Below are 25,984 nucleotides of genomic sequence, written 5' to 3' on the forward strand. Positions count from 1 at the left end.
TTTCGGAGGCTTTTGCACGCTTTAAAAGGAAGAAAGGAATCTAAACTTCATGGCTATTAAACGTTTTGTATTTATTTTATTGCTCTTATCTTTTATTGTAACAGGTTGTGGAAACCGAGGGATTCCTTCGATTAAGCAGGACTTGATGGATAAGAAATTGTCTGTACTAATGTTATCAAGCGCTAGCTTATCTGAGCCAGCCAAGCAGTCGATAGGGAATGCACTTCAGAAGTGGAGAGGTGCAAATTTTATCGCCTATGACTGGATCAAAGATTTGAATACATTGGATGATAGTGTCATCACTAAATTGAAAGCAAACACGTATGATTACATATATGTCATCGGGAATGAGCTGTTTTCTTCTGCTAATGGATTGATTGGGCAAGGACTCACAATGGGGAAATGGACCTTATTACAAAGTCAGCTAGACATGAATGGGAGCGCAAGCACTGTGATTGATCAAGCTTCATTCCTCCATATCGATTCTAATCAGGTTGAGAGCTTGAAAAATAAGTGGATCCAAGATCTTTTAGCCCAAAATGTTACCGTGGAATGGGTGACTCGAAGTGATCGTCCGATTCCTTCTGCATGGGCACCTTCCGAGGAAGCGGATCATATTATTTTACTCGATAATAATGACCAGTGGTTTCAGCAGTTATCGTTCCAGACGAAGCAGCATCTGGCTAGCTGGATCATTTTTTATTCGCCGGTCAATGAGGCACAATTGAAGAAAGCGAAGTCGATTGGCGTATCTGTTATAGATATTTCAAGCGCTTTATCTGCTGAGCTTAACTGGGCGCAAATTCTTGACAATCGTCTTGAAGCAATGACGAATCATTCATGGAAAAAAGGCGGTTTCAATTACAATGAAAAAGAGTTGACAGAACTAAAAGTCAAATAATATTGTTTGTTTTTGTGAGATTGAAGAAGGATATTGGCGAAATTTGTAGAAATTGATTTATAGGTGACATTTGTTCGTCACAGATATTGCGATGAGGTGGAAAGATTGGACGTTAAAGAGTGGTACATGGAGTACAAGATTCACAAAAACCGTCCTGGTTTATTAGGAGATATTGCTTCCTTAATGGGGATGCTGGATATTAATATCGTGACTATTAACGGGGTAGAAGATCGTACACGAGGTATGCTGCTTCAAACAAATGATGAAGAAAAAATTGACTTAATGGGTAAAATGTTAAGAAAAGTAGATAATATTACTATTACCGCACTACGACCACCCAAACTGGTTGATATTTTGGCTGTTCGTCATGGTCGTTATATTGAGCGCGACTCCGATGATCGTAAAACATTCCGTTTTACTCGTGATGAGTTGGGTTTACTAGTTGATTTCCTTGGGGAAATTTTCAAACGAGAAGGAAACCAGGTTGTTGGTCTTCGTGGCATGCCCCGTGTTGGTAAAACCGAGTCAATTATTGCAGGTAGTGTATGCGCGAATAAGCGTTGGACATTCGTCTCCTCGACATTACTCAGACAAACCGTGCGCAGTCAGCTGTCTGAAGATGAAATGACACCCAATAATGTATATATTATTGATGGAATCGTCTCCACCATACGTTCAAATGAGAAGCATTACAGCCTTCTGCAGGATATTATGGGAATGCCTTCTACCAAGGTTATAGAGCATCCGGATATATTTATTCGAGAGTCTGAATACACATATAATCACTTTGATTATATTATTGAGCTTCGTAACAGCCCAGATGAAGAAATCAATTACGATTCATTTACTTATACGTCCGAACCTTTTTAATATATGAACCGTCATTATATAATGAAGAATCCCGCGGGGAGGTGACCATATGTCTGATCTAGGAAATATATTACGTAAAACACGTCTGGAAAAAAAGATATCGCTTGATGATCTTCAAGAGGTTACGAAAATTCGTAAACGCTACCTAGAAGCGATTGAGGAAGGGAACTACAAGGTACTGCCTGGAAGCTTCTACGTACGAGCTTTCATTAAAAGCTACGCAGAAGCGGTTGGACTTGATCCATCTGAAGTTCTGAATATGTACCAAACGACAAATCCCTCCCCAGCTGCAGAGAAGCCGGTTGTAGAAACGATTCGCAAAAACAGAACAAGCGTCCGCAATACGGAAAAATTGAGCCGTTGGGCTTCTAGTGTGATGTTTGTCTGTTTCATCCTGCTCATTTTCGGAATTGTGTATTATTACACATATAAGAACTATAAGGGAACGCCAGCGGATAAAAAGCCAGCTCAAACCCAATCTCCGAGAATAACAGATTCTACGAGTCCAGCTACTGGCACTAATCCGAGTACAACAACGAATGCATCCAGTGAAGGTAATGTGTCGCCTCTTTCGACCCCGACTCCGACGCCAGCACCTACGCCAACGCCAGCTGCGGTTCAAGTTAAGTTTAGCAGTAACGAGAAAGGTGTAGATAACTACACGATAACCGGTACTTCCAATCTGAATATTCAGATGAAAATAACAGGTCCTTGTTGGATTCGTGTCGATGCTCTTACAGAAGACGGCGGCAAAGATATGCTCAGACAAAAACTTTACAAAACAGGTGATACCGATGCCTTCGATTTAACCAGTTCTGCCTATTTAAATGTAGGAGCAGCCAGCGCATTAGAGCTTACCGTGAATGGTACGGTAGTTCCTGTTGGTGATACACCAAACCCTAAGCGGGTACAGCTCAATTTGCAAAAAAACTAGCATTTTGACGGTTTCTGCGCTTTCCCGGGCAATGAATGAATTGATAAGACATCCTTAGGCCGAGGGGCTGTGGGATGTTTCTTTTTTCACGGCTTCTTGCTATAATGCTATTGTAATTTGATGGAAAGGATGTTTTGTCTAAGATGAGTTCAGAATGCTCGTTTGATATTGTATCCAAGGTGGATATGCAGGAACTAAACAACGCCATTCAGCAGGCGGAAAAAGAGATACTTACCCGCTTTGATTTTAAAGGTAGCAAAAGCAGCATCAAATTGGATAAGGACCAGCTGGTTGTGACTTCGGATGATGAGTTTAAGCTACAGAATGTCCTTGATATTATGCACGCCAAAATGACGAAGCGCGGTATTTCGATCAAGAATCTCGACTACAGTAAGGTAGAACCGGCTTCAGGTTCAACTGTAAGACAGAAAATTAGCATGAAACAAGGCGTAGATCAAGAGAATTCGAAAAAAATCAACATTTTAATTCGTGATTCCAAACTCAAGGTTAAGACACAAATTCAAGGGGATCAAATTCGGGTAACCGGAAAGAGCCGAGATGATTTACAAGCAGTTATTGCTTTGCTGCGTAAGGCGGATATCCCTCTTGATTTACAATTTGTAAACTTAAAATAGGCATACATACGATGTTCTTTTGAGAGAAGCCCCCTATATATAGGGGGTTTTTACATTTTGACACCCTATAGGGCTTGTATTATACTGGTAAGGAGTGTTTTTTAGGACTATTGGAGGTTGTTTCTTTCATGACAGAAAAGGTTAAAGTAGTTACTCTCGGTTGCGAAAAGAATTTGGTCGATTCCGAGATTATGGCAGGATTAATACATGGTCGTGGCTTTCAACTTGTTGAGAACAAGGAAGATGCCACAGTCATTATCGTGAACACTTGCGGGTTCATTGATGCAGCAAAAGAAGAATCCGTGAATACAATCTTGGATATGGCTGAATTGAAACAAACAGCGAATCTCAAGGCGCTCATCGTCTCAGGTTGTCTAACACAACGCTATAAGAAGCAGTTGATGGACGAAATGCCTGAGATTGATGGAATCGTGGGTACCGGAGATTTCGATAAAATCAATCATATTGTTGATGAGGCGCTTCGAGGAAAGAGACCGGTCCTAGTAGGGAATCCGGTATTTAATTATGATGCGGATCTGCCTAGACTTATGACTACACCTCGGTATACAGCTTACGTGAAAATTGCAGAAGGTTGTGATAATGCCTGTACTTTCTGCAGTATTCCTATTATGCGAGGCAGCTTCAAGAGTAGAAGTATGGAATCCATAGTTGCAGAAGTCGCTAACCTTGCTTCACAAGGTGTAAAAGAAATTAGTCTAATCGCTCAAGATTCTACGAATTATGGAACGGATCTTTACGATAGCTTTATGCTGCCTACATTGCTGAATAAAGTAAGCGAAGTGGAAGGCATTGAGTGGGTACGACTTCACTATGCATACCCTGGTTTCTTTAGTGATGAATTGATAGCTGTCATGGCATCGAATCCTAAGGTATGTAAGTACATCGATATGCCTCTTCAGCACAGCGAAGATTCCATCCTTAAGCGGATGCGTAGACCTGGTCGTCAGAAGGATACACGTGAACTGGTTCGTAAAATTCGCGAATCAATTCCGGATGTTGCCCTGCGCACATCACTCATTGTTGGTTTTCCAGGTGAAACCGAACAAGACTTCGAAAACTTGAAGCAATTTGTTCGCGACATCCAATTTGATCGTCTTGGTGTTTTTGCTTACTCCAAGGAAGATGATACACCAGCAGCGCGTCTGCCGGATCAAGTTCCTGATGATGTAAAAGAATACCGCGCAAATGCGATTATGGAAATTCAACGTGAAATTTCGAACTTACGTGGCGGTCGTCGGATTGGGCAGGAAATTGACGTACTTATCGAGAGATATGATGGCAGAAGTGATGTATATATTGGTCGTTCACAATTTGATGCTCCCGAAATTGATGGAGAAGTATTCGTTTCGAATGCGAAGTTGAATATTGGTGAACTTGCGAAAGTTCGCATTACCCACTCTTATGAGTTTGACTTATCTGGGGAGGTAATTGCATGAACCTAGCCAACCGCATCACCGTGGCGAGGATTTTATTAGTACCTATCATCATGTTTTTTCTATTGATTAAGGTGAAATTTCCTCATATACGGATCGAGGAATTTAGCATTACGTACAATCAAATTATTGCTGCTTTAATTTTCATTATTGCTGCGAGTACAGACAGTTTAGATGGTTATATTGCCAGAAAACGAAATCTTGTAACCAACTTGGGCAAGCTGCTTGATCCATTAGCGGATAAGCTGCTTGTTACTGCTGTGCTCGTTTCTTTAGTTGAAATGAATAAAGTAGATGCTTGGATTGTCATAGTTATCATCAGTAGGGAGTGGGCAGTCACAGGACTTCGCCAAATTGCTCTATTAGAAGGTACAGTGATGGCGGCTAGCAAATGGGGAAAGGCGAAGACGGCAGCTCAGATTACAGCCATCATTGCGTTACTTATCAATAATTTTCCTTTTACGTTTCTGCATTTCCCCTTTGATGTAATAGCTAGTTGGATAGCAGCAATTATTACTGTGTACTCGGGTGTAGAGTATTTTGTAAAGAATAAGCATGTCATAGATTTTTCAGAAAAGACACAATAGGGCAACCTATTGGTTTTTTCTATTTAAGGAGGAGACTCGGAATGAAAGCTGAAATTGTCGCTATTGGAACTGAACTCTTACTTGGCCAAATTGTAAATACGAATGCTCAATTTCTTTCGAGGGAATGCGCTGCGCTTGGTATAGACATCTATTTCCAAACTGTTGTTGGTGATAATGAACAAAGATTGCTAGACACCTTCAAATTAGCTGCTTCAAGGGCTGACGTTGTCATTTGTACTGGGGGACTTGGACCTACACAAGATGATTTGACGAAGGACGTGCTTGCTGCGTTTGTAGGCCGTGAGTTGATTTTACATGAGACTTCCATGAATGCTATTACGGAAATGTTCCAAACACGCGGGATCCATATGGTGGAAAGCAACAGACGCCAGGCACTGATGATTGAAGGAAGTGATCCTCTACATAACGAAACAGGTCTTGCTGTTGGTGTTGCATTTACATTTGAAGGGACTCATTTCATTCTTCTGCCAGGTCCTCCTAAAGAAATGAAGCCAATGTTCTCCCAATATGCGGTTCCTTGGCTGTGTGCTGTGATGGCTGATGAAATCCCGCTTTATTCCAAAATGCTTAAATTTGCTGGTATAGGTGAATCTAATTTAGAGCATCAATTACTTGATCTTATTCAAGCTCAAACAGACCCAACAATAGCTCCTTATGCCAAAGAAGGTGAAGTGACGATTCGCTTAACGACTCGTGCACACACAATCGCAGAAGGAGAACGGAAACTACTTACGACTGAACAAGAGATTAGAAATCGATTAGGAGAGCATATCTATGCGGATCAAGACGTTCCAATCGAAACGATTATGCTTCAGTTGCTCGGAGAGAAACAGCTGACACTTACTGTGGCTGAAAGTTGTACGGGCGGCTTGTTAAGTGACATGATTACCGCCATACCGGGGAGTTCTAAGTCATTTCTAGGGGGTATCATCTGTTATTCTAATGCACTGAAGCATAAGCTTCTTGGTGTTCCTATGGAAGTGCTGGAAGGTGAGGGCTCCCCAGGTGCTGTTAGCAGCGAGACAGCGACTCTTTTAGCCGAAAACTTGATAACTACGACCGGAAGTGACTTTGGCATTTCGGTCACGGGCGTAGCCGGTCCAAGCTCGTCTGAGGGCAAGCCGGTAGGACTTGTTTATATAGGTTTTGCTCAAAAGAATATGGCAACAAAAGTTATTACTTTACAGCTTTCCGGAAATCGGGAGTCGATCAAACACAGAGCAGCCAAAAGTGCTCTCTATCATTTATGGAAACGGTTGAAAGATAGCTAGAGTTCGCTTATAATAGAGTAAGTGTTAACGGAAGAACCGTAGCAAAGCGATAACTTTGTTGCGGTTTTTTGTTTGCTCGCTAAAAAGTCGAATGTATGTTCGAAAAAATACTTGGCAAACACCCTAAAACAAGTTATCATATACCTATAATGATAGAAGGAAGTGGTTGTTTTGTCAGATCGTCGCGCCGCACTAGATAATGCATTGCGTCAAATTGAGAAACAGTTCGGAAAAGGCTCCATCATGAAGCTTGGAGAATCTACACATATGCAAGTTGAAACCATTTCAACGGGAGCGCTTGCACTTGATATTGCGCTAGGCATAGGCGGGTTTCCCCGTGGAAGAATAATTGAAGTATACGGACCTGAGTCTTCCGGTAAAACAACGGTAGCTTTACATGCTATCGCAGAAGTACAAAAGATTGGTGGGCAAGCTGCTTTTATCGATGCGGAGCACGCATTGGATCCTTCTTATGCAAGCAAGCTCGGCATTAATATCGATGAGCTGTTACTTTCCCAGCCTGATACAGGTGAGCAAGCATTAGAGATCGCAGAAGCGCTCGTGCGAAGCGGTGCTGTAGATATAATTGTTATCGACTCTGTAGCTGCATTAGTGCCTAAAGCAGAGATTGAAGGCGAGATGGGGGATTCCCACGTAGGTCTGCAAGCTCGTTTAATGTCGCAAGCACTTCGTAAGCTGTCTGGTGCAATCAACAAGTCCAAAGTTATTGCGATTTTCATTAACCAATTACGTGAGAAAGTCGGCGTAATGTTCGGAAACCCAGAGACAACTCCTGGTGGCCGTGCGCTTAAGTTCTACTCATCCGTTCGACTAGATGTTCGTCGTGTGGAGACAATCAAACAAGGTAATGATATGGTTGGTAACCGTACGAGAATTAAAGTCGTTAAGAATAAAGTAGCTCCTCCGTTCAAACAAGCGGAAGTGGATATCATGTACGGCGAAGGAATTTCACGCGAAGGCAGTATTATTGATATCGGTACAGAGATGGATATCGTTAATAAAAGCGGGGCTTGGTATTCGTATGAAGGTGAGCGACTAGGTCAAGGTCGTGAGAATGCGAAGCAGTTTTTGAAAGATAACAAAGCGATTTCAGAAACGATTGAATTAAGAATTCGTGAGAACAGCAATTTAATTAAAGCAGTCGGACTTAACGTTGACGAAGATGACGATGAATTAGAAACAGCTTTCGAATAAGGTTTAAATAATTCATATATGAGAGCACCTTAAACCTTGAGTTAAGGTGCTTTTGTTATTGAGGAGCTGGTGAGATTTGAATAATGAAAAGCAAGAGATGTCTATCATCACTCTGGTAGAGAAACAGAAACGCGGGAAGCATCGTTATAATATATTTCTCAATGAAGAGTACGCATTCTCTGTTCATGAAGACATTTTAATTAAGCATCGCTTAATCAAAGGGGAGTACGTGAATCCTCAAGAAATAGAAAGTATTACGCTAGATGAAGAACAGAATAGTGCTTATATAAAGGCTGTACGAATCATTGGCCGCCGAACTCATTCTACTAGTGAACTAAAACGTAAGCTCAAAGAACAAGGCTATGAACTTCCTATTATTGAATGGGTTTGCGAAAGGTTAGCCCAGCAAAAGTATCTCAATGATGAAGAATTTGCCAAGATGTGGACGGACAATCGTATCATTTCTCAGCGCAAAGGTCGTAATCTTGTACGCCAAGAACTCCAACAAAAAGGTATCGATAAAGAATTGGTAAAAAATGCGATGGAGACAATCAATCCCGAAGATGAGTATACTGGGGCAATGAAGTTAGCTCAAACGAAATGGAAGCAAACATCAGGCAAAACGTTTGAACGTAAAAGAAAGACGGCAGCTTTTCTAATGCGGAGAGGGTATACAGGGGTGGTCGTTAGCAAGGTTCTGGGGCAATTAAGCAGTGAATCAAGTGAAGAGGAATTTGAAATCTCTGATGATTCATTCGATTATTAATGTCATTAACTATATTGTTTAATTGATTAATGACATTAAGTATTTGGCGAGCTTTTAAAATACAATAACGATCTTCTCTTGGACTATCGCTTGACAAGCTTCTTTGACAAAAGATAAAATAACAGTGTATATTTTCATAATGTATTCAAAATCATACTTATTTCTTTGATTTTGAGAGGACAGATGTAGAAACCGCCAATTTTTACTCTGTTGATTATGGATTATTAGCACTATAGTGCCTCTAACGCACTGTGCGCATTCATTTAAAAGCCATACTCTTTTTCTACTTAGGGTATGTATGACTAGTCAAACAATTAAAAATCGGATTAAAAAACCGAACGGAATCCCAGGCTAACACCTTGGAGAAACCAACGAGGAGGTGAACAAGATGATGACTTTCATCTGGATCGCGATCATTCTCATTGTTGGAGCTGCATGCTTAGGGATTGGTTATTTTATCCGTAAATCTCTTGCAGAAGCGAAAATTTCCAGTGCTGAAACAGCCGCTGAGCAGATTAGAGAATCTGCCAAAAAGGAAGCAGAAGCACTGAAAAAAGAAACGGTTCTGGAAGCAAAGGACGAAGTGCATAAACTGAGGTCCGAAGCTGAAAAAGACATTCGTGAACGTCGAAATGAAATTCAACGACAAGAAAGACGATTGTTACAAAAAGAGGAATCGCTGGATAAAAAATTAGAATCTCTCGAGCGTAAAGAAGAGCAAGTTGCCAACAAAGAGAAGCGGATCGAGGATACACAAACACAAATTGATCAGCTTTATAAAAGCCAAGTTTCGGAGTTAGAGCGAATTTCTGGTCTTACTATGGAAGAAGCGAAGAGCATCATTCTTACAAATGTTGAGCAGGAAGTTCGTCACGAAACCGCACAACTTATTAAAGAAATCGAGCACCAAGCTAAAGAAGAAGGCGATAAGAAAGCACGTGAGATCATCACACTTGCCATTCAACGTTGTGCAGCAGATCATGTTGCTGAAACAACCGTTTCTGTTGTCTCATTGCCAAATGAAGAAATGAAAGGCCGCATCATCGGTCGTGAAGGACGTAATATTCGCGCATTGGAAACACTGACGGGGATTGACCTCATAATTGATGATACGCCAGAAGCAGTTATTTTATCAGGATTTGATCCAATACGACGCGAAATTGCTCGTACAGCTCTAGAGAAGCTTGTTGCGGATGGACGTATTCACCCAGCACGCATCGAAGAGATGGTCGAGAAATCCCGTAAAGAAGTGGATGAACGTATCCGCGAATATGGGGAGCAAGCAACGTTTGAGGTTGGAGTTCACGGATTGCATCCTGACTTGATCAAGATTTTGGGGCGCCTGAAATTCAGAACAAGTTACGGCCAAAACGTGTTGAAACATTCCATGGAAGTAGCTTATCTGGCTGGTCTGATGGCCGGGGAGCTCGGGGTAGACGTAACTTTGGCGAAACGTGCCGGGCTGCTTCATGACATCGGTAAGGCGCTTGACCACGAGGTTGAAGGATCTCACGTGGAAATCGGTGTTGAGATTGGTAAGAAGTACAAGGAGCATCCAGTCGTTATTAATAGTATAGCTTCACATCATGGCGATGTGGAAGCAACCTCTGTTATTGCGATGTTGGTAGGAGCTGCAGATGCATTATCCGCGGCTAGACCTGGAGCACGCAGAGAGACGCTCGAAACGTATATAAAACGTCTGGAGAAGCTTGAAGAAATTTCGGAATCATTTGAGGGTGTTGAGAAATCATACGCCATTCAAGCAGGTCGCGAAGTACGCGTTATGGTTCAACCTGAGAAAGTGGATGATACCGAAGCGTTCCGTCTAGCCCGTGATATTACCAAAAAAATCGAGGGTGAACTCGATTATCCAGGACATATTAAGGTTACGGTCATTCGTGAAACAAGAGCTGTTGAATACGCTAAATAAGAGAATGTGAAAAGTGGCTGATAAAGCCACTTTTCCTTATTTTCAGGTGGTCGTTGATTCCGCCACTGATCGCCTAAGCATCCAAAGGTTAATAAAGGAGCTATAATATTGTTATGAAAATTGTATTTATTGGAGATATTGTTGGATCAGTTGGAAGAAAAGCATTAAAGAATATTATGCCTAGATTAAAACAAGCACATCCTCACGCTGTCTTTATTGCTAACGGAGAGAATGCTGCAGCAGGGAAAGGAATTACTGCAGCCATTGCTAAAGAAATCTATGAGATGGGCATTCAGGCCCTAACAATGGGGAATCATACGTGGGATCAGAAAGAAATTTTTGATTTTATTGATCGTGACGAAAAGATGGTTCGACCGGCTAACTTTCCACCTGGGACACCGGGTAGAGGACATACGGTTATAAAGGTCAAGGATCAAGAGCTACTAATTATTAATTTACAAGGACGCACATTTTTACCGCCAATTGATTGTCCATTTCGTAAAGTAGACGAAATTCTTGAAGCAGATAAGAGAAAACATAAATTTGTATTCGTTGATTTCCATGCTGAAGCAACCTCGGAGAAAATTGCAATGGGCTGGCATTTAGACGGAAAGGTATCTGCCGTTGTTGGCACACATACCCATGTACAAACAAATGATAACCGTGTTTTGCCGCAAGGAACGGCTTATGTAACCGATGTCGGGATGGTAGGACCGCGCGATGGTATTCTTGGTGTGGAACGAAATGCCGTGCTTCAGAAGTTCAAAACGCAGCTCCCCGTTCGATTCGTGACAGATGAAGGAAAATGGCATTTCCATGCGGTTGTCATTGAATTAAACGATCAAACTGGTTTGGCTAAAGGAATTAACCTTATTCGTTACGACGAAGATCAGGTTTTCATGGATTAGCATTTAATTCTGAAAATTTCGAATATTCAACTTTAGCTAAATGGCATGATTGTTAAACCTCGAGAATATGATGGTTAATGGAATCTATCCATCATTCCCGAGGAGGTACTATTCATGGATGTATTAAAAGTTTCAGCAAAATCCAATCCAAACTCCGTAGCAGGTGCATTGGCAGGTGTTTTGCGTGAGCGTGGAGCGGCTGAGCTCCAAGCAATAGGTGCAGGCGCCTTAAACCAAGCCATCAAAGCAGTAGCTATCGCAAGAGGATTTGTGGCGCCCAGTGGAGTTGACCTAATCTGTGTACCAGCCTTCACAGATATCGTGATTGACGGGGAAGATCGGACGGCCATTAAACTGATTGTAGAGCCACGGTAATAAACGGTACCATACATAATGCGATGCCTGTTTACTTTGTAGACAGGTTTTTTACAATTTTCTTGAGAAACCTCTGATTAGAGGTTTTTGTTTTTTTGGACAATGGTAGAGGAGGCTGGCTTATGAAGATAATGGATGGCCATTGTGACGCGCTTACGAAACTGTATGTGAACCCCAAGCTTGATTTCGGCAAAGAAGAACAGGAACTGGACGTTAGTTATCCAAGACTTAAGAAAGCAGGAGTTAAGGTTCAGTGTTTCGCTATCTACTTATCTGATACCATTCACCAGCCTACTTTTGATCACATCTTACAAATGGTCGATTTGTTTCATAGAAAAATAGTTCGCCATCCCGGAATGCGATTTATTCAAAGCGCAGAAGATTGGCGAGCGGTAGAAGCTGGTGAACAGATTGGAGCTATTCTGACTCTTGAAGGCGTAGATGCTTTAGCAGGGAATATGACACATTTAAGAATTCTTTACCACCTTGGTGTGAGGAGTATAGGTTTAACCTGGAACTATGCAAATTGGGCTGCAGATGGAGTCATGGAGCCACGGAAAAGTGGATTTACACGAAAAGGCAAGTTGATGTTAAAAGAATTAGAAACTATGGGTATAATAGTTGATGTATCACACTTATCAGTAACGGCATTTTGGGAAATGGTTGAAGTGTATAATAAATCCTTCATTGCATCCCATTCGAACGCACAAAAAGTATGTCCTCATCCAAGAAATTTATCAGATGATCAAATTAAAGCTATCATTAAATGTCAAGGAATGATGGGGATTACGTTTGTTCCTTACTTTGTAGATAGCACTAATTTGGCTGTTCCGATTTCTGCGCTGCTGAAGCATATTGATCATGTTTGTGCATTGGGGGGGGAGCAACAAATTGGCTTTGGATCGGATTTTGACGGGATTGAACAATGGATCAAAGGGTTAAGACATGTCGGACAATACGAAAATATAATTGAGGCTTTATGTAAAAACTATAAGGAATCGCAAGTAGAAGCATATTTGTTTGGAAATTGGCGCAATTTCATGCTCGCTAATCTGCCGAAATGAAAACTGATAATCAATCTAATATTGATATGAATTCAATCTAAAAACTCTATGTTTTAGATTTGTTTGAACCCCTTGCAATTTGATCCATAAAGGCATAGAATTTGGTTGACAAGTGAAAGATTTTTTTTATAGCCTTATTTTAAATTACTACACATTAGCTTCTCAATGTCTTCATGCAGCTACAATCAAAAGGAGTGGACGTACGGTGATTAGTCAGTTATCTTGGAAAATCGGAGGTCAGCAGGGTGAAGGGGTCGAAAGTACAGACCGCATTTTCTCTACTGCATTGAACCGTCTCGGTTACTATTTGTATGGGTACCGTCATTTCTCTTCACGGATTAAGGGGGGGCATACAAATAACAAGATTCGCATCAGCACCAAACCGATTCGCGCAATCTCAGACGATTTGGACATTCTGGTTGCTTTTGACCAAGAAAGTATTGATTTCAACGCTCACGAGCTTCGTGACAACGGTGTTATCGTTGCAGATGCCAAATTTAACCCTGTTTTACCAGAAGGAATTAAAGCACGTCTGTTTCCAGTTCCAATTACTGCTATTGCAGAAGAACTAGGAACATCCCTATTTAAGAACATGGCCGCATCAGGCGCTTCTTGGGCACTGCTCGGTTTGCCGCTTGACGTGTTTAATAAAGCTGTAGAAGAAGAATTTGGCCGTAAAGGCGCAGCAGTTGTTGAGAAGAATATTGAGGCAGTTCGTAAAGGCGCAGAATCCGTTCTGGAATTGGCCGGCGGACCTATCTCTGACTTCCAATTAGAGCCAGCTGATGGTAAACAAAAATTGTTCATGATCGGTAATGATGCGATCGCTCTTGGAGCTGTAGCAGCAGGTTGCCGCTTCATGCCGGCATATCCAATTACACCAGCTTCCGAAATTATGGAATACCTGATCAAAGCACTTCCTAAATTCGGTGGAACAGTTATCCAAACAGAAGATGAAATCGCTGCTTGTACTATGGCAATCGGCGCTAACTACGCTGGTGCTCGTGCACTGACGGCTTCCGCAGGTCCTGGTCTTTCCTTGATGATGGAAGCCATTGGTCTGGCTGGTATGACAGAAACACCAGTTGTTATCGTAGATACTCAACGTGGTGGTCCAAGTACGGGTCTTCCAACGAAACAAGAGCAATCTGACTTGAACGCAATGGTATACGGAACACATGGTGAAATCCCTAAAATCGTTCTGTCCCCTAGCACGATTGAAGAGTGCTTCTATGACACGATCGAAGCGTTCAACCTTGCTGAGAAATATCAAGTTCCAGTCATTTTGATGACGGATTTGCAGCTCTCCCTTGGTAAACAATCCGCTGAGGTGCTGGATTACAACCGTATCGTCATTGACCGCGGAGCTCTGGTTACAGAAGCTCCTGAGCAAACAGATAACCAATTGTTCAAACGTTACGAGTTCACAGAAAACGGTGTTTCACCGCGTGTCCTCCCAGGTGTGAAGAATGGAATTCATCATGTTACTGGTGTTGAGCATGACCAGTCCGGTCGTCCTTCGGAGAGTACTGAAAATCGTCAACGGATGATGGATAAGCGTCTTGAGAAGCTCAAACACATTCAAGTAACGAATGCAGTTAAATTCGATGCTCCACATGAGAATCCAGACATTTTGATTATCGGTATGGGCTCCACAGGCGGAACAATCGATGAAGCGAGATCTCGTGTTGAGAAGGAAGGAATTACGACAAATCACGCTACAGTGCGTCTTATTCATCCGTTCCCGACTGAGCAGCTGAAACCACTCGTTGAAAAAGCGAAAACCGTTATCGTAGTTGAAAACAATGCAACTGGACAATTAGCAGATCAAATTAAATTGCATGTTGGTCATGCAGATAAAATTAAAAATATGCTTAAATACAACGGCAATCCATTCTTGCCAGCAGAAATCGAACAAAAATGTAAGGAGTTGACTTTAGCATGGCAACATTAAAAGACTTTCGTAACAATGTAAAGCCAAACTGGTGTCCAGGTTGCGGAGATTTCTCCGTACAAGCGGCAATTCAGCGTGCAGCAGCTAATGTTGGTTTAGAGCCTGAAGGTCTAGCAATCGTATCCGGTATCGGATGTTCCGGTCGTATTTCTGGTTACATCAATGCCTATGGTTTCCATGGTATTCACGGCAGATCATTGCCAATCGCACAAGGTGTGAAAATGGCTAACCGCGACTTGACGGTTATCGCATCCGGTGGTGACGGTGATGGATTCGCAATCGGTATGGGACATACTGTACATGCGATTCGTCGTAACATTGACGTAACGTACATCGTTATGGATAACCAAATCTACGGTTTGACGAAAGGTCAAGCTTCTCCACGTAGTGCGGAAGGCTTCAAAACGAAAAGTACCCCACAAGGTACAATTGAGTCTGCTATCTCTCCTTTAGAAGTAGCAATGGCTGCAGGTGCGACTTTCGTAGCACAATCATTCTCGAGTAACCTGAAACAGTTAACAGCTGTTATTGAAGCTGGTTTGAACCATAAAGGTTTCTCCCTGATTAACGTATTTAGCCCTTGTGTAACTTTTAATAAAGTGAATACGTATGATTGGTTTAAAGAGAACATCGTGGATCTGGATGAAATTCCTGATTATGATTATACGAACCGCGTGATGGCTATGACAAAAATCATGGAAACGAACTCCATGCTGACTGGTATTATCTATCAAAACAAAGATAAAAAGAGTTACGAAGACTCCATTCCAAGCTTTGCAAAAGATGGGCTTTCGAAACAAGATCTTCAGATTTCAGAAGCAGATTTCAACAAAATGCTGACTGAATTCATATAATAGGGACACCTCGCAGAGGGCATATGGAGAAACTCCGTATGCCCTTTTTGCTGAGCGGCAATACTGACATTAAACAAAGTTAAAGGATGGATACCTATGAAAACAGTCCCAGTAGGGGTTTCAGCTAGACATATACATTTATCACCAGCTCATATTGAGATTTTATTCGGTCAGGGATTTGAATTGACGCATTTTAAAGATCTTTCACAACCAGGGCAATTTGCTGCCCAAGAAACTGTCACGATTGTAGGACCCAAAGGAAAGTTCGAGAAAGTACGAATTCTTGGGCCATCACGCTCAAACACACAAATTGAAATATCGCGTACGGATGCTTTTTCCTTGGGAATAAATCCGCCTGTACGTGAATCCGGATACATAGACGAGACGCCAGGCCTGCTTGTTATAGGTCCAGAGGGTGAAGTAGATCTAGAAAAAGGTGTTATTGTCGCGGCTAGACATATTCACTTTCATACTTCAGACGCAGATAAGTGGGGTATTCAAGATAAGCAGTTGCTAAAGGTCAAAGTACATGGAGAGCGACCGTTGATTTTTGAGGAGGTTGTTGCTCGAGTTTCAGTTCAATACGCATTAGATATGCACATTGACACGGATGAGGGAAATGCTGCTGGCGTGAAAACCGGGGATCTCGCAGAACTGATAGATGAGTTCCTATAAGCCATGATATTTCACACATATGCCAATTTCCTTTTGTACTAAATAGACATGTGATGATATAATGAAAGAGTTTTACTAAAGCAAAACTCTTAGGAGGAACGAAAGTGGCTAACCAAGTGAAATCCGACAAGGATTATTCCCAATATTTTCAGCCTCCTTCACTGACAGATGCTAAGAAGCGCGGAAAAGAAGAGATCGCCGTTCATTATGACTTCACCATTCCTGAGGACATGCAGGAGTTCGGCAAAGATAAATATTATTTGATTCGCACTTACGGATGCCAGATGAATGAGCACGATACAGAAGTAATGAAGGGCTTACTCGAGCATATGGGCTATCAAACGACAGAGGACAAGAACCAAGCAGATGTTATTCTGCTAAACACTTGTGCGATCAGGGAGAATGCCGAAGACAAAGTGTTCGGCGAGCTCGGACATTTGAAGGCACTGAAGGCACAGAAACCAGGCCTCGTTCTTGGTGTTTGTGGTTGTATGTCGCAAGAGGAAGCTGTCGTTAATCGAATTATGCAAAAACATGCTTTTGTTGATTTGATTTTCGGAACACACAATATTCATCGACTGCCGACATTATTGAAGGATGCTTATTATAACAAGGAAATGGTTGTTGAGGTATGGTCTAAGGAAGGCGACATAGTTGAAAATTTACCGAAGAAACGGGAAGGTATCCGTGCTTGGGTAAACATCATGTTCGGATGCGATAAGTTCTGTACGTACTGTATCGTTCCGTATACACGTGGTAAAGAGAGAAGTCGCAGACCACAAGACGTGCTAGCTGAAGTTAGAGACTTGGCTCGTCAAGGGTTCCAGGAAATTACGCTGCTTGGACAGAATGTCAATGCCTATGGCAAAGATTTTGAAGATATTACGTATTCCTTCGCTGATTTGATGGATGATATTCGAAAAATCGATGTTCCGCGTATTCGCTTCACGACCTCGCATCCTCGAGATTTTGATGATCGTTTGATTGAGGTGTTAGGTAAACGCGGTAATCTTGTAGAACATATCCATCTGCCAGTTCAGTCGGGTAATACCGAGGTACTCAAAAGAATGAGCAGAAAGTATTCTCGAGATCATTATTTAGAGCTGGCCCGTAAAATTAAAGAAATGCTTCCAGATGTTGTTTTGACAACGGATATCATTGTAGGTTTCCCAGGTGAAACTGACGAGCAATTTGATGAAACCATGTCTCTTTATGAGAAAGTAGGATTCGATTTCGCGTTTACATTTATTTATTCGCCGCGAGAGGGTACGCCTGCTGCCGATATGGAAGATAATGTTCCGATGGAAGTCAAGAAACAACGTCTATATCGCTTGAATGAACTTGTGAATGCTCACAGTAAAGCGAGTAACGATAAATTGTTAGGTCAAACCGTAGAAGTGCTGGTAGAAGGCGAAAGCAAGAATAACGCTGATGTTCTAGCCGGACGCACACGTACGAATAAACTGATTCACTTCACCGGTTCAAAAGAGTTAATTGGTCGTATGGTTGAAGTAGAAGTGACGCATGCGCAAACATGGATTTTGAAGGGTGAGATTGTACAAAAACCCATGAAATTATCCATGTAAATTGGTAAGCCAAATAGATAGGAGCGTGTATGAAAGTGTCCCATTGTGATCATGAACATAACGATAATATGCCTCATGCTTTTAAAGTAGAGGAATTTACAAATACGGAAATGATCGTTCGCGAAGATATATTATCCAAAGCCAAAGAATTGGCTGATTTGTTAACGACTTCGAATGAAGTGCAGTTCTACCAAAAAGCGGAGAAACAAATCGCAACTAATCCCGATATCCAAGTACTAATTAGTTCCATTAAGAAGAAACAGAAGGAAATTGTTGCTTTCGAGACATTCCAAAATGCTAAAATGATTGAAAAAATTGAGAACGAGATTGAAGTGCTTCAGGATGAATTAGATGGTATCCCGATTGTGAGTGAATTTAAGCAAACACAAGATGACATCAACTATTTATTGCAGCTTGTTATGTCGGTCATCCGTGATACGATTTCGGAAAAAATTAATGTAGAAGCAGGTACAGCAGAAGCTCCGACAGCTTGTGATTAAGATGACATTCTGTGGGATAAAAATCGCCCTCTACTCAGGCAGATGCTTGATACGAGCGGCGATTTTTTCCAAATGAACAAATTAGGTAATAAGTCTTTCAATCGGAGAGACGGAAGAATATGCCTACTCGAAGGAGACATTGTCATGCTTACCGTTCGTAATTTAAGTAAAGTATATCCTCCAGACAATCAGGTACTTTCACAAATCAGCTTTCAAGTGGATGAAGGCGAGTTTATTGCGGTTATTGGGAGCAGCGGGAGTGGGAAAACAACGTTACTGCGCTGTATTAGTCATCAAGAGAAATGGACAAGTGGTCAACTGATCTACAACTCAATTGATATCTCGAAACCAGGACCATTTGAGCGATTCAAATTAGGCAAAGATTTCGCATTCCTTGAAGAGAAGCCTGCTCTGAATCGAAATAAAAGCGCTGTCAAAAATGTCATGATGGGTAGAGTCTATCAAGCGCCTTTACGTATTTTGACCGGTATGACCTCAAGAGACGAGCATGTGGATAGCATGGACTATTTGGAAAAAGTGGGTCTGCTTGATAAGGGAGACAAGAAGGTTGGTCAGCTAAGCGGCGGTGAGCAGCAGCGTGTAGCCATTGCCAAAGCTTTGATTCTTGGACCTAAGGTGCTCGTTGCTGATGAGCCAGTATCTGGTCTTGATCCGAAATCGACGGAATACATCATTCAGGATTTGAAGTCACTATGCAAAGATCGGAATATGAGCGTAATCGCTTCACTGCATCAAGTTGAGCTGGCGGAGAGATTCGCTACACGTATCTGGGGACTATCTGAAGGTAGAATTGTGTTGGATATCCCTGCAAGGTCGCTCACTATGCGCGAAAAAAAGCTCGTTTTTGGTGAAGTATGATCCAAGTCTTATTCGTTTGTTTAGGGAATATATGTCGGTCTCCCATGGCGGAAGCCGTGTTCCGTCATCAGGTGAAACAGGCGGGGTATGAAGCAATGATCGCGATCGATTCAGCTGGAACCGGTGATTGGCACATTGGTCACCCTCCACATCAAGGAACAAGAGATATTTTGGAACTGTACCATATCGAACACAAAGGCTTGAAAGCCAGACAAGTAAGACCAACTGATTTTGTCCATTATACCTATATCATTGCTATGGATGAAAGTAATGTTCGTAATTTGGCATCATTTGAGCCAGCCCCTATAGATGGTGAGAAGCGTGCTTCCATTCATAAATTGTTGGATTTTGCACCGAGTCGTACGAATAAAGATGTGCCAGACCCTTATTATACGGGGAACTTTCAAGAGGTATATGAGATGGTAGAAGAGAGTTGTGAACGTTTACTCGCCTATATCATCGAGAAGGGAAATTTGTAAGATGATCTTATGAAATAAAAAAAGCAATGGTGAGAAAGAACAAAAATTCTTCTTCTCACCGCTGCTTTTTTGTTGTGAGGCAAGCTTTAAAATATGGTTATTCCCGTACGCTGCATACATTCAGATATAGCTTTGAGCATACTCGGATGGATAGGAATGATGACGTCGGTTGGCCCTAATTCGAATACCCCGCTGCGATTATGGACCGTAGCTGCTTGGACATAAATTCGGAATTGCTCAGATCCAGGAGATAAATGGGTAGATTCTTGATTACCCAAACGAAAGTTAACAAAACTGATGGCTTTAAGAGCCTTATTGTCATAAGGAACAATACTAAATATATTTTCCAACTTAAAATAATAATTAACGTGCGGTTTATGAAGAATTAGCTCTTTCGTTGAGATAGTGAGACCGTAATCCTTCTTTTTATGCGACATCTTCAAGTCGCCCTCAAGCGATTTAATCGAAATGAAGTCCGAATTCATAGCAAAGCGCCTCCTTCACTTGTCATAATGATTGTTTGTTTTATCAGAATAACACAGATCATCAGTCATGTTAATGGAGGGTACTGGGTGTTTACTTTTGGTGAAAAAGGATGGAGCATTGTGTGCCTTGGTTTAAGTTACTGGAGAAGGAGATCTTCCCATTCATCATTTTGATAATACTCATGACAACGACGAGACCAAGTCCAGTTCCTTGTTCTTTGGTCGTATAGAAGGGCCTACCCAATGAATTTAATTGTGTTTTGCTCATCCCAACACCTGTATCGGTAATGGAGATTTGGACGGCGTTAGGCAGCTTGCAGGTTCTTAATGAAATTTTACCGCCATTAGGCATGGACTCTATCGCATTTTTGACGAGATTCATCAAGCATTGGCGCAGTTTTTTGGATTCTCCAAGGATGTAAAGCGGGTCTTCATTTTCATGAGAAATATCGATAACAACCTGATGATCTGTGGCAAATGGTGTAACGAAGCGCTGCATGGCCTCTAATTCTTCTTTGATATCTAATTGTTCGTGTAAGCCAGTTGACGGCTTAGCATAGTTCAAGTAATCGTTGATAATCGTGTTCGCCTGATCCACACCCGATAAAGCAAGCTCGACGTAACGCTTATGATCGTGAATGGAAAGGTCTTTCTGTTCTAACAGCTGAAGGAAGCCTCGTGTTGTTGTTAGGGGATTACGTACTTCATGAGAAATCGTGGCGGCTAATTGGCCGAGCATACGATCTTTTTCCAAAGCAACGAGACGCTGTTTATGAACCTCATGTCTTTTCACATAAAATAGCAAATAAGTGATCAACCATAGAGAGATAAAAGAAAACAGGGTGGTGTATATAACATACAAAGAAATATGAGATCGTATGTATGGAGCGAGCAAAGCATACAATACTTCGTACACGATTAGCATGCCCGATGCAAAAGCTAATTTGATCTTGAGGTTATGCAGGTTTGCAGCATTTCTGAGAAAGTATCCGCCTAGTAATAGAACAGCACTGCTAATTAAAGCGGGCTGCCAATAATAATTAAGGACGAACATACAACCAATATTAAAACAGATCCAAGTCATAAAAGCAGGGACAAATCTCGCAAACAGAATGACTGCTGTCAAACAAATAGGGAACAAATGAAGGGAATAGATCAGAGGATCAATATCTTCATATTTCCAGTAAAAAACGATTAAAACGATTAATATAAGAGCGAACAGAAATTGACGTTGTTGTTCTTTGTAAATGAAAATTGGGCTAAGAACTAGTTGGATCAATATAGCACTCATGATGTAGAAGGTTCCATGCAGTTCATAGGAAATGATTGAATGGAGCAAATCGATGCCATCCTTTCCGTTTATACGACAGAATCTTTTTTATTTCTACATTATCTCACATATATAGACCTAATCAAGGGAAATGGGGCATTTGAATGCTAAAGATTTGATAAAGACTTATGGTGTTATTCCTATAAACCGCTGTATAATAAGGAAAACACGAGATTGCAAACGTTTACAATTCCATAGGGTTTGAATACGAGGAGAGATGAGGATGAGGGCGTGCTCACAGGTTTGCGGTGTTGTCTTTAATCCGATTGACGAAGATTATGTGGACGTATGTGAGGATTGTATGGATACCGAAAAGGAACATCCTACAGAGGTGGAGAGTACGGGGCTGCAAAGTTACTATCTAGGAAAGTGCGGTCTTATTATCGATTACTTGCTATGAAGGGAACGAGCTAAAAAAAGGTTGATTACCAGAGATTTCTTGTTACAATGAAAGTAGATTTACTATTCATACTATTCATTTTTTATGCGGTTCATTTTTGAAAGGAGACCTAGCATGGTAACTTTACCTAAATTGAACGATCTCGGTTTTTTCGAGATTAGACTGGAATCCATCGGTGGGCTCGGCGCAAATCTAGCTGGTAAGATGCTGGCGGAAGCGGGAGTTGTAGGGGTTGGATTGAACGGAGTTAGCTTTTCTTCCTACGGTTCGGAAAAGAAAGGTTCGGCAGTGAAAGCACATATTCGATTTTGTGACATGGATACGAAAATTCGGGATACATCACCCGTAGAACGACCCCACGTTGTTGGAGTGTTTCACGAATCGCTTTCTAAAACTGTAAACGTTATCAGCGGCATCTATGAGGATAGTACAGTATTAGTAAATTCAACGAAAACACCAGATGAGCTTAAGGAAAAGATGAAGTTGAGGGGCGGCACCATTGCGGTTATCGATGCTATCGGAATTTCGTTAGAGGAGAAAAACCGTGTGAACATGGCGATGCTTGGTGCGCTGTTCCGGTTGTGCGACTTCCTTGATCCCGATGTAATGAGAGGCGTTATTCGTAAATCATTAGAAAAGAAATATCCACTGGCCGTTGCACCAGCCCTACGAACTTTCGACCGTGGTTACAATGAAGTTAAATTCCAAACGTATGCTCTTCCAGAAGGGGAAACGATGCCCGATTTCGTTCGTTTTGATACGCCAGTGCTTGGGTATGAAACGCAATCCATTGGAGGGGTCATTACGAACCCCGGGAACAGCATTCTGAAAGATTTAAGTATTTCGCGTGCGGGGATGATGCCGCATTTCCATGAAGATAAATGTATTCACTGCGCTTCTTGCGATAATGTATGTCCGGACTTTTGCTTCGTATGGGATGAGCTCCCGGACAAAAAGGGACGTCCGCAGATGTTCTTGCAGGGTATTGACTATCAATACTGTAAAGGTTGCCTTAAATGTGTACAGGCTTGTCCGACCGAAGCGCTCTCTAATGAGCGTGAAGAAGATGGTTATGCAGACGCAAATCGCATGCCGCATCGTTTCAATCTAGCGATAAACTCTTAGAGAGTATTTATGGGAGAAGGGTGGAACTACTCGTTATGTCCATTGATATCAAGAAGGAATTAGGACAGGCCAAGGTTGAACAACGCATTGTATACGAATCAGGAAACGAGATGGCGGCTTATGCGGCTCATCAAATCAATTATCACGTCATGGGATACTTTCCGATATCTCCTTCAACGGAGGTAGCCCAATTTCTAGATCTCATGAAGTCCAACGGACAGCATGATATTGTGCTTATTCCAGCAGATGGTGAACACGGTTCTGCAGGTATATGCTATGGCGCTTCAACTGCTGGCGGCCGCGTATTTAACGCGACAAGCGCCAACGGTTATTTGTATATGTTGGAACAGATGCCTGTGCAATCCGGCACACGCTTCCCTATGGTGATGAACTTGGTATGCCGCTCTGTGTCTGGCCCCCTAAATATTCACGGGGATCACTCAGACTTGTACTATGCCTTAAATACGGGATGGCCCATTTTGATGTGTCGTGACCCACAAGCGGTTTACGATATGAATATTATCGCTTTAAAATTGGCTGAAGATCAGGCGGTGCGCTTGCCGGTATTGGTTGCTTCGGACGGGTATTTCACGTCCCACCAAAAGCGCAGGGTACAAACATTCGCACAACGCGAAGACGTGCACGCTTTCGTAGGAGAACAGCCACAGGGCTTCCCTGATACGTTAGATCGTAATAATCCGATCACTGTTGGTCCATATATGAATGAGCCGGATTATATTAATAACTGCTACCAACAGTCTATGGCCATGTATAACGCCGGAGATGTGTATGATCGCATTCGGCAAGAATATGCCGAACTGACGGGCCGTGATTATCCGATTCTCGATCAGTATCGGATGGAGGACGCGGAAGTCGCGGTGTTCTTGATGAATTCGGCTTCCGAAATCATCAAAGACGTCGTCGACCAGCTCCGCGAGAAGGGCATTAAGGCCGGATCGATCGCACCGAACATGATCCGTCCTTTCCCAGCAAAGCAGATCGCTGAAGCTTTGCAGCACGTGAAGGCGATCACCGTCGGGGATCGCGCGGATTCCTATGGCGGCCATGGCGGCAATATGGTCAATGAAATTAAAGCGGCGCTGTTCACGCATGGGAACAGAGATACGCTTGTCATAAGCCGAATCTACGGCTTAGGTGGCAAGGACTTTTATGCCGAAGACGGGCATAATTTGTTCCAATTTGCCATTGACGCGGTGCAAAGCGGCAAGGTAGAAGTGCCCTTCGATTACTATGGCCATACGCCGGGTGATCCTTCTAAAGCACCGAAGCGGGTACTGACGCCGATGAAGTATGAGGATCTTAAGACGGGACTTATCACGGTAACACCGGATGAGAACACGGGTAAGCTGAACGTGCGTATCCCGCCACTGCGTGCCCTGACGAAGAAACCGAAGCGTATTGCTCCGGGTCATGGCGCCTGTCCAGGCTGCGGAATTTTTTCAGGCTTGGAGCTGTTTTTCAAGGGGATTGAAGGTGATATCGTCTCGATCTTCCATACTGGCTGTGCGATGGTTGTAACGACCGGCTATCCATACTCGGCGCATAAAGCGACATATATCCATAATTTATTCCAGAACGGCGCAGCAACGCTCTCAGGAGTTGTAGAGATGTTCTGGGAGCGGAAGCGCCGTGGCGAGCTAGACCATCTTGGTTTGAAGGACGATTTCACCTTCGTCATGATTACAGGGGATGGCGGGATGGATATTGGCATGGGACCAGCGATCGGGGCCGCTCTGCGCAATCACAAGATGATTATTCTTGAGTACGATAACGAGGGCTACATGAATACAGGCGCACAATTGTCGTATTCAACACCAATGGGTCATCGTACCTCGACATCGAACGTCGGGAAGCATCAAGGCGGTAAAGTGTTTCATCACAAGGATACGGCGCAAATTATGGCCGCTACGCATATTCCGTATGTATTTACAGGTTCTGAAGCGTATCCGCAGGATCTCGTGAAGAAAGCTGCGAAAGCGCAATGGTATGCGCAGAATGAAGGTTTGGTTTATGGCAAAATTCTAATTGCTTGTCCACTGAACTGGTTATCAGATGATCAGGAAGGCTCCAATATCGTCGGCGCTGCAGTGGATTCTTGTTTCTTTCCACTCTATGAAGTGGAGCATGGGGTAACGTCCATTACGTATAACCCAGAGGATAAGAGCAAAAAGATTCCATTGTCGGATTGGCTGAAGACCATGGGGAAAACGAAGCACATGACGAAGCCAGAATACGAGGCTTCCCTGAAATCGTTCGAGACGGAAGTTGAGCGTCGTTGGAATATGTTAAAAGCAAAGCACGAGAATGCTTATTTATAAGTCGTCATCATAAAAATGAAGGCACATTCACCCGGGTGGTGAACGTGTCTTTTTATCGGAGGAATGAAAGATGCCTTATGTACTGCAGCACAAAATATCAGAACAAATTTTCACATGTTCACTCGTCAATCACTATGGACTAGCTTATTATGGCGTTAAATTTTGGCCTGATCAAGAAGAGGCTGAAGAGCAATATCTTACTTTTCTACAAACAACGGAAGGGATAAGAACAGAGGATTGGCAAGTCATTGAGTTCGAGGAAGGGGAGATGAAGCTTTGTAATGTGAAGCTGAAAAATGACCCCCACCTTCAAGTATTTTGGCTTCCCACTCGAAAACCTGAAATCCGTAAACTGGAAAATTAAACCGATGCGTCAATAGGTACGCAGCCATTATGAATTTGACAACAAACGCATCCTTTCGCCTATATTCGCTGGACACCCTCTAA

Annotated in this window: 26 protein-coding genes; 24 read left to right on the forward strand and 2 right to left on the reverse strand. The window is 42.4% G+C overall.

What is annotated here, in order from left to right:
• Positions 1-49: 49 nt before the first annotated feature.
• From BLT91_RS03695 to BLT91_RS03790, 20 genes are all read left to right on the forward strand, one after another.
• Positions 50-901 (forward strand): hypothetical protein, encoded by an 852-nt coding sequence (locus tag BLT91_RS03695; protein ID WP_090816683.1) that lies wholly within the window; start codon positions 50-52, stop codon positions 899-901.
• A 105-nt stretch (positions 902-1,006) separates the two neighbouring features.
• The gene (locus BLT91_RS03700; RefSeq protein ID WP_029195272.1) at positions 1,007-1,771 is read left to right on the forward strand and encodes a DUF3388 domain-containing protein; all 765 of its coding nucleotides are present in this window, start codon (positions 1,007-1,009) and stop codon (positions 1,769-1,771) included.
• 49 nt (positions 1,772-1,820) lie between these two features.
• Positions 1,821-2,705, forward strand: coding sequence for a helix-turn-helix domain-containing protein (locus tag BLT91_RS03705; protein ID WP_090816686.1), 885 nt, complete (start codon positions 1,821-1,823; stop codon positions 2,703-2,705).
• A 143-nt stretch (positions 2,706-2,848) separates the two neighbouring features.
• Positions 2,849-3,340 (forward strand): YajQ family cyclic di-GMP-binding protein, encoded by a 492-nt coding sequence (locus BLT91_RS03710; protein WP_090816689.1) that lies wholly within the window; start codon positions 2,849-2,851, stop codon positions 3,338-3,340.
• Between the two features lie 128 nt (positions 3,341-3,468).
• Positions 3,469-4,797, forward strand: coding sequence for a 30S ribosomal protein S12 methylthiotransferase RimO (rimO, locus tag BLT91_RS03715; RefSeq protein WP_090816692.1), 1,329 nt, complete (start codon positions 3,469-3,471; stop codon positions 4,795-4,797).
• Positions 4,794-5,381 carry a CDP-diacylglycerol--glycerol-3-phosphate 3-phosphatidyltransferase gene (pgsA, locus tag BLT91_RS03720; RefSeq protein WP_090816694.1) on the forward strand — a complete coding sequence of 196 codons (588 nt, stop codon included), beginning with the start codon at positions 4,794-4,796 and terminating at the stop codon, positions 5,379-5,381. Before rimO ends, pgsA begins: the two co-directional genes overlap by 4 nt.
• Before the next feature lie 41 nt (positions 5,382-5,422).
• Entirely contained in the window at positions 5,423-6,673 is a 1,251-nt protein-coding gene (locus BLT91_RS03725) for a competence/damage-inducible protein A (protein ID WP_090816697.1), read from the forward strand.
• A gap of 171 nt (positions 6,674-6,844) precedes the next feature.
• Positions 6,845-7,888 carry a recombinase RecA gene (recA, locus tag BLT91_RS03730; RefSeq protein WP_090816701.1) on the forward strand — a complete coding sequence of 348 codons (1,044 nt, stop codon included), beginning with the start codon at positions 6,845-6,847 and terminating at the stop codon, positions 7,886-7,888.
• A 76-nt stretch (positions 7,889-7,964) separates the two neighbouring features.
• Positions 7,965-8,654 carry a regulatory protein RecX gene (locus BLT91_RS03735; protein WP_090816704.1) on the forward strand — a complete coding sequence of 230 codons (690 nt, stop codon included), beginning with the start codon at positions 7,965-7,967 and terminating at the stop codon, positions 8,652-8,654.
• A gap of 388 nt (positions 8,655-9,042) precedes the next feature.
• Positions 9,043-10,584 carry a ribonuclease Y gene (rny, locus tag BLT91_RS03740; RefSeq protein WP_090816707.1) on the forward strand — a complete coding sequence of 514 codons (1,542 nt, stop codon included), beginning with the start codon at positions 9,043-9,045 and terminating at the stop codon, positions 10,582-10,584.
• A gap of 113 nt (positions 10,585-10,697) precedes the next feature.
• Positions 10,698-11,492, forward strand: a complete 795-nt coding sequence (locus BLT91_RS03745) for a TIGR00282 family metallophosphoesterase (RefSeq protein WP_090816710.1) — start codon at positions 10,698-10,700, stop codon at positions 11,490-11,492.
• Between the two features lie 114 nt (positions 11,493-11,606).
• A complete protein-coding gene (locus BLT91_RS03750) occupies positions 11,607-11,867 on the forward strand; it encodes a stage V sporulation protein S (RefSeq protein ID WP_028558349.1) in 261 nt (86 codons plus the stop codon).
• A 122-nt stretch (positions 11,868-11,989) separates the two neighbouring features.
• Entirely contained in the window at positions 11,990-12,931 is a 942-nt protein-coding gene (locus BLT91_RS03755) for a dipeptidase (protein WP_090816713.1), read from the forward strand.
• A gap of 205 nt (positions 12,932-13,136) precedes the next feature.
• Positions 13,137-14,885, forward strand: coding sequence for a 2-oxoacid:acceptor oxidoreductase subunit alpha (locus BLT91_RS03760; protein WP_090816715.1), 1,749 nt, complete (start codon positions 13,137-13,139; stop codon positions 14,883-14,885).
• Complete coding sequence (locus BLT91_RS03765) at positions 14,873-15,739, forward strand: 2-oxoacid:ferredoxin oxidoreductase subunit beta (protein WP_090816718.1); 867 nt, start codon at positions 14,873-14,875, stop codon at positions 15,737-15,739. The genes BLT91_RS03760 and BLT91_RS03765 overlap by 13 nt, the downstream gene beginning before the upstream one ends.
• Positions 15,740-15,835: 96 nt before the next feature.
• Positions 15,836-16,414 carry a phosphate propanoyltransferase gene (gene pduL / locus BLT91_RS03770; RefSeq protein ID WP_090816721.1) on the forward strand — a complete coding sequence of 193 codons (579 nt, stop codon included), beginning with the start codon at positions 15,836-15,838 and terminating at the stop codon, positions 16,412-16,414.
• Between the two features lie 104 nt (positions 16,415-16,518).
• Positions 16,519-18,000 carry a tRNA (N6-isopentenyl adenosine(37)-C2)-methylthiotransferase MiaB gene (gene miaB, locus BLT91_RS03775; protein WP_090816724.1) on the forward strand — a complete coding sequence of 494 codons (1,482 nt, stop codon included), beginning with the start codon at positions 16,519-16,521 and terminating at the stop codon, positions 17,998-18,000.
• Positions 18,001-18,068: 68 nt separating this feature from the next.
• Positions 18,069-18,500 (forward strand): YlbF/YmcA family competence regulator, encoded by a 432-nt coding sequence (locus BLT91_RS03780; protein ID WP_090817268.1) that lies wholly within the window; start codon positions 18,069-18,071, stop codon positions 18,498-18,500.
• A 72-nt stretch (positions 18,501-18,572) separates the two neighbouring features.
• Complete coding sequence (locus BLT91_RS03785) at positions 18,573-19,379, forward strand: phosphonate ABC transporter ATP-binding protein (RefSeq protein WP_368086765.1); 807 nt, start codon at positions 18,573-18,575, stop codon at positions 19,377-19,379.
• Positions 19,376-19,858, forward strand: coding sequence for a low molecular weight protein-tyrosine-phosphatase (locus tag BLT91_RS03790; protein ID WP_090816730.1), 483 nt, complete (start codon positions 19,376-19,378; stop codon positions 19,856-19,858). The genes BLT91_RS03785 and BLT91_RS03790 overlap by 4 nt, the downstream gene beginning before the upstream one ends.
• Positions 19,859-19,944: 86 nt before the next feature.
• Here the strand turns inward: BLT91_RS03790 and BLT91_RS03795 are convergent, their stop codons facing one another.
• A complete protein-coding gene (locus BLT91_RS03795) occupies positions 19,945-20,343 on the reverse strand; it encodes a hypothetical protein (RefSeq protein ID WP_090816733.1) in 399 nt (132 codons plus the stop codon).
• 91 nt (positions 20,344-20,434) lie between these two features.
• The gene (locus tag BLT91_RS03800; protein ID WP_175532067.1) at positions 20,435-21,634 is read right to left on the reverse strand and encodes a sensor histidine kinase; all 1,200 of its coding nucleotides are present in this window, start codon (positions 21,632-21,634) and stop codon (positions 20,435-20,437) included.
• 262 nt (positions 21,635-21,896) lie between these two features.
• Between BLT91_RS03800 and BLT91_RS31230 the strand changes: the two genes are divergently transcribed.
• The 4 genes from BLT91_RS31230 to BLT91_RS03815 all read left to right on the forward strand — a co-directional run bounded on the left by BLT91_RS31230 (position 21,897) and on the right by BLT91_RS03815 (position 25,901).
• Complete coding sequence (locus BLT91_RS31230) at positions 21,897-22,073, forward strand: hypothetical protein (RefSeq protein ID WP_175532068.1); 177 nt, start codon at positions 21,897-21,899, stop codon at positions 22,071-22,073.
• 114 nt (positions 22,074-22,187) lie between these two features.
• Entirely contained in the window at positions 22,188-23,198 is a 1,011-nt protein-coding gene (locus tag BLT91_RS03805; protein WP_090816739.1) for a 2-oxoacid:acceptor oxidoreductase family protein, read from the forward strand.
• Positions 23,199-23,233: 35 nt separating this feature from the next.
• Positions 23,234-25,537, forward strand: a complete 2,304-nt coding sequence (locus tag BLT91_RS03810; RefSeq protein ID WP_090816742.1) for a thiamine pyrophosphate-dependent enzyme — start codon at positions 23,234-23,236, stop codon at positions 25,535-25,537.
• Positions 25,538-25,607: 70 nt separating this feature from the next.
• Positions 25,608-25,901 (forward strand): hypothetical protein, encoded by a 294-nt coding sequence (locus BLT91_RS03815; protein WP_090816745.1) that lies wholly within the window; start codon positions 25,608-25,610, stop codon positions 25,899-25,901.
• The last annotated feature ends 83 nt before the right edge of the window (positions 25,902-25,984 follow it).

The sequence above is a fragment of the Paenibacillus sp. yr247 genome, from assembly GCF_900103825.1.
Lineage (GTDB): Bacteria > Bacillota > Bacilli > Paenibacillales > NBRC-103111 > Paenibacillus_E.

Bases quoted from the DNA above. Each gene is read 5' to 3' on its own strand.
- BLT91_RS03695 (WP_090816683.1), top strand. From the start codon at position 50: ATGGCTATTAAACGTTTTGTATTTATTTTATTGCTCTTATCTTTTATT.
- BLT91_RS03705 (WP_090816686.1), top strand. From the start codon at position 1,821: ATGTCTGATCTAGGAAATATATTACGTAAAACACGTCTGGAAAAAAAG.
- BLT91_RS03710 (WP_090816689.1), top strand. From the start codon at position 2,849: ATGAGTTCAGAATGCTCGTTTGATATTGTATCCAAGGTGGATATGCAG.
- rimO (WP_090816692.1), top strand. From the start codon at position 3,469: ATGACAGAAAAGGTTAAAGTAGTTACTCTCGGTTGCGAAAAGAATTTG.
- pgsA (WP_090816694.1), top strand. From the start codon at position 4,794: ATGAACCTAGCCAACCGCATCACCGTGGCGAGGATTTTATTAGTACCT.
- BLT91_RS03725 (WP_090816697.1), top strand. From the start codon at position 5,423: ATGAAAGCTGAAATTGTCGCTATTGGAACTGAACTCTTACTTGGCCAA.
- rny (WP_090816707.1), top strand. From the start codon at position 9,043: ATGATGACTTTCATCTGGATCGCGATCATTCTCATTGTTGGAGCTGCA.
- BLT91_RS03745 (WP_090816710.1), top strand. From the start codon at position 10,698: ATGAAAATTGTATTTATTGGAGATATTGTTGGATCAGTTGGAAGAAAA.
- BLT91_RS03750 (WP_028558349.1), top strand. From the start codon at position 11,607: ATGGATGTATTAAAAGTTTCAGCAAAATCCAATCCAAACTCCGTAGCA.
- BLT91_RS03755 (WP_090816713.1), top strand. From the start codon at position 11,990: ATGAAGATAATGGATGGCCATTGTGACGCGCTTACGAAACTGTATGTG.
- BLT91_RS03765 (WP_090816718.1), top strand. From the start codon at position 14,873: ATGGCAACATTAAAAGACTTTCGTAACAATGTAAAGCCAAACTGGTGT.
- pduL (WP_090816721.1), top strand. From the start codon at position 15,836: ATGAAAACAGTCCCAGTAGGGGTTTCAGCTAGACATATACATTTATCA.
- BLT91_RS03780 (WP_090817268.1), top strand. From the start codon at position 18,069: ATGCCTCATGCTTTTAAAGTAGAGGAATTTACAAATACGGAAATGATC.
- BLT91_RS03785 (WP_368086765.1), top strand. From the start codon at position 18,573: ATGAACAAATTAGGTAATAAGTCTTTCAATCGGAGAGACGGAAGAATA.
- BLT91_RS03790 (WP_090816730.1), top strand. From the start codon at position 19,376: ATGATCCAAGTCTTATTCGTTTGTTTAGGGAATATATGTCGGTCTCCC.
- BLT91_RS03795 (WP_090816733.1), bottom strand. From the start codon at position 20,343: ATGAATTCGGACTTCATTTCGATTAAATCGCTTGAGGGCGACTTGAAG.
- BLT91_RS03800 (WP_175532067.1), bottom strand. From the start codon at position 21,634: ATGAGTGCTATATTGATCCAACTAGTTCTTAGCCCAATTTTCATTTAC.
- BLT91_RS31230 (WP_175532068.1), top strand. From the start codon at position 21,897: ATGAGGGCGTGCTCACAGGTTTGCGGTGTTGTCTTTAATCCGATTGAC.
- BLT91_RS03805 (WP_090816739.1), top strand. From the start codon at position 22,188: ATGGTAACTTTACCTAAATTGAACGATCTCGGTTTTTTCGAGATTAGA.
- BLT91_RS03810 (WP_090816742.1), top strand. From the start codon at position 23,234: ATGTCCATTGATATCAAGAAGGAATTAGGACAGGCCAAGGTTGAACAA.
- BLT91_RS03815 (WP_090816745.1), top strand. From the start codon at position 25,608: ATGCCTTATGTACTGCAGCACAAAATATCAGAACAAATTTTCACATGT.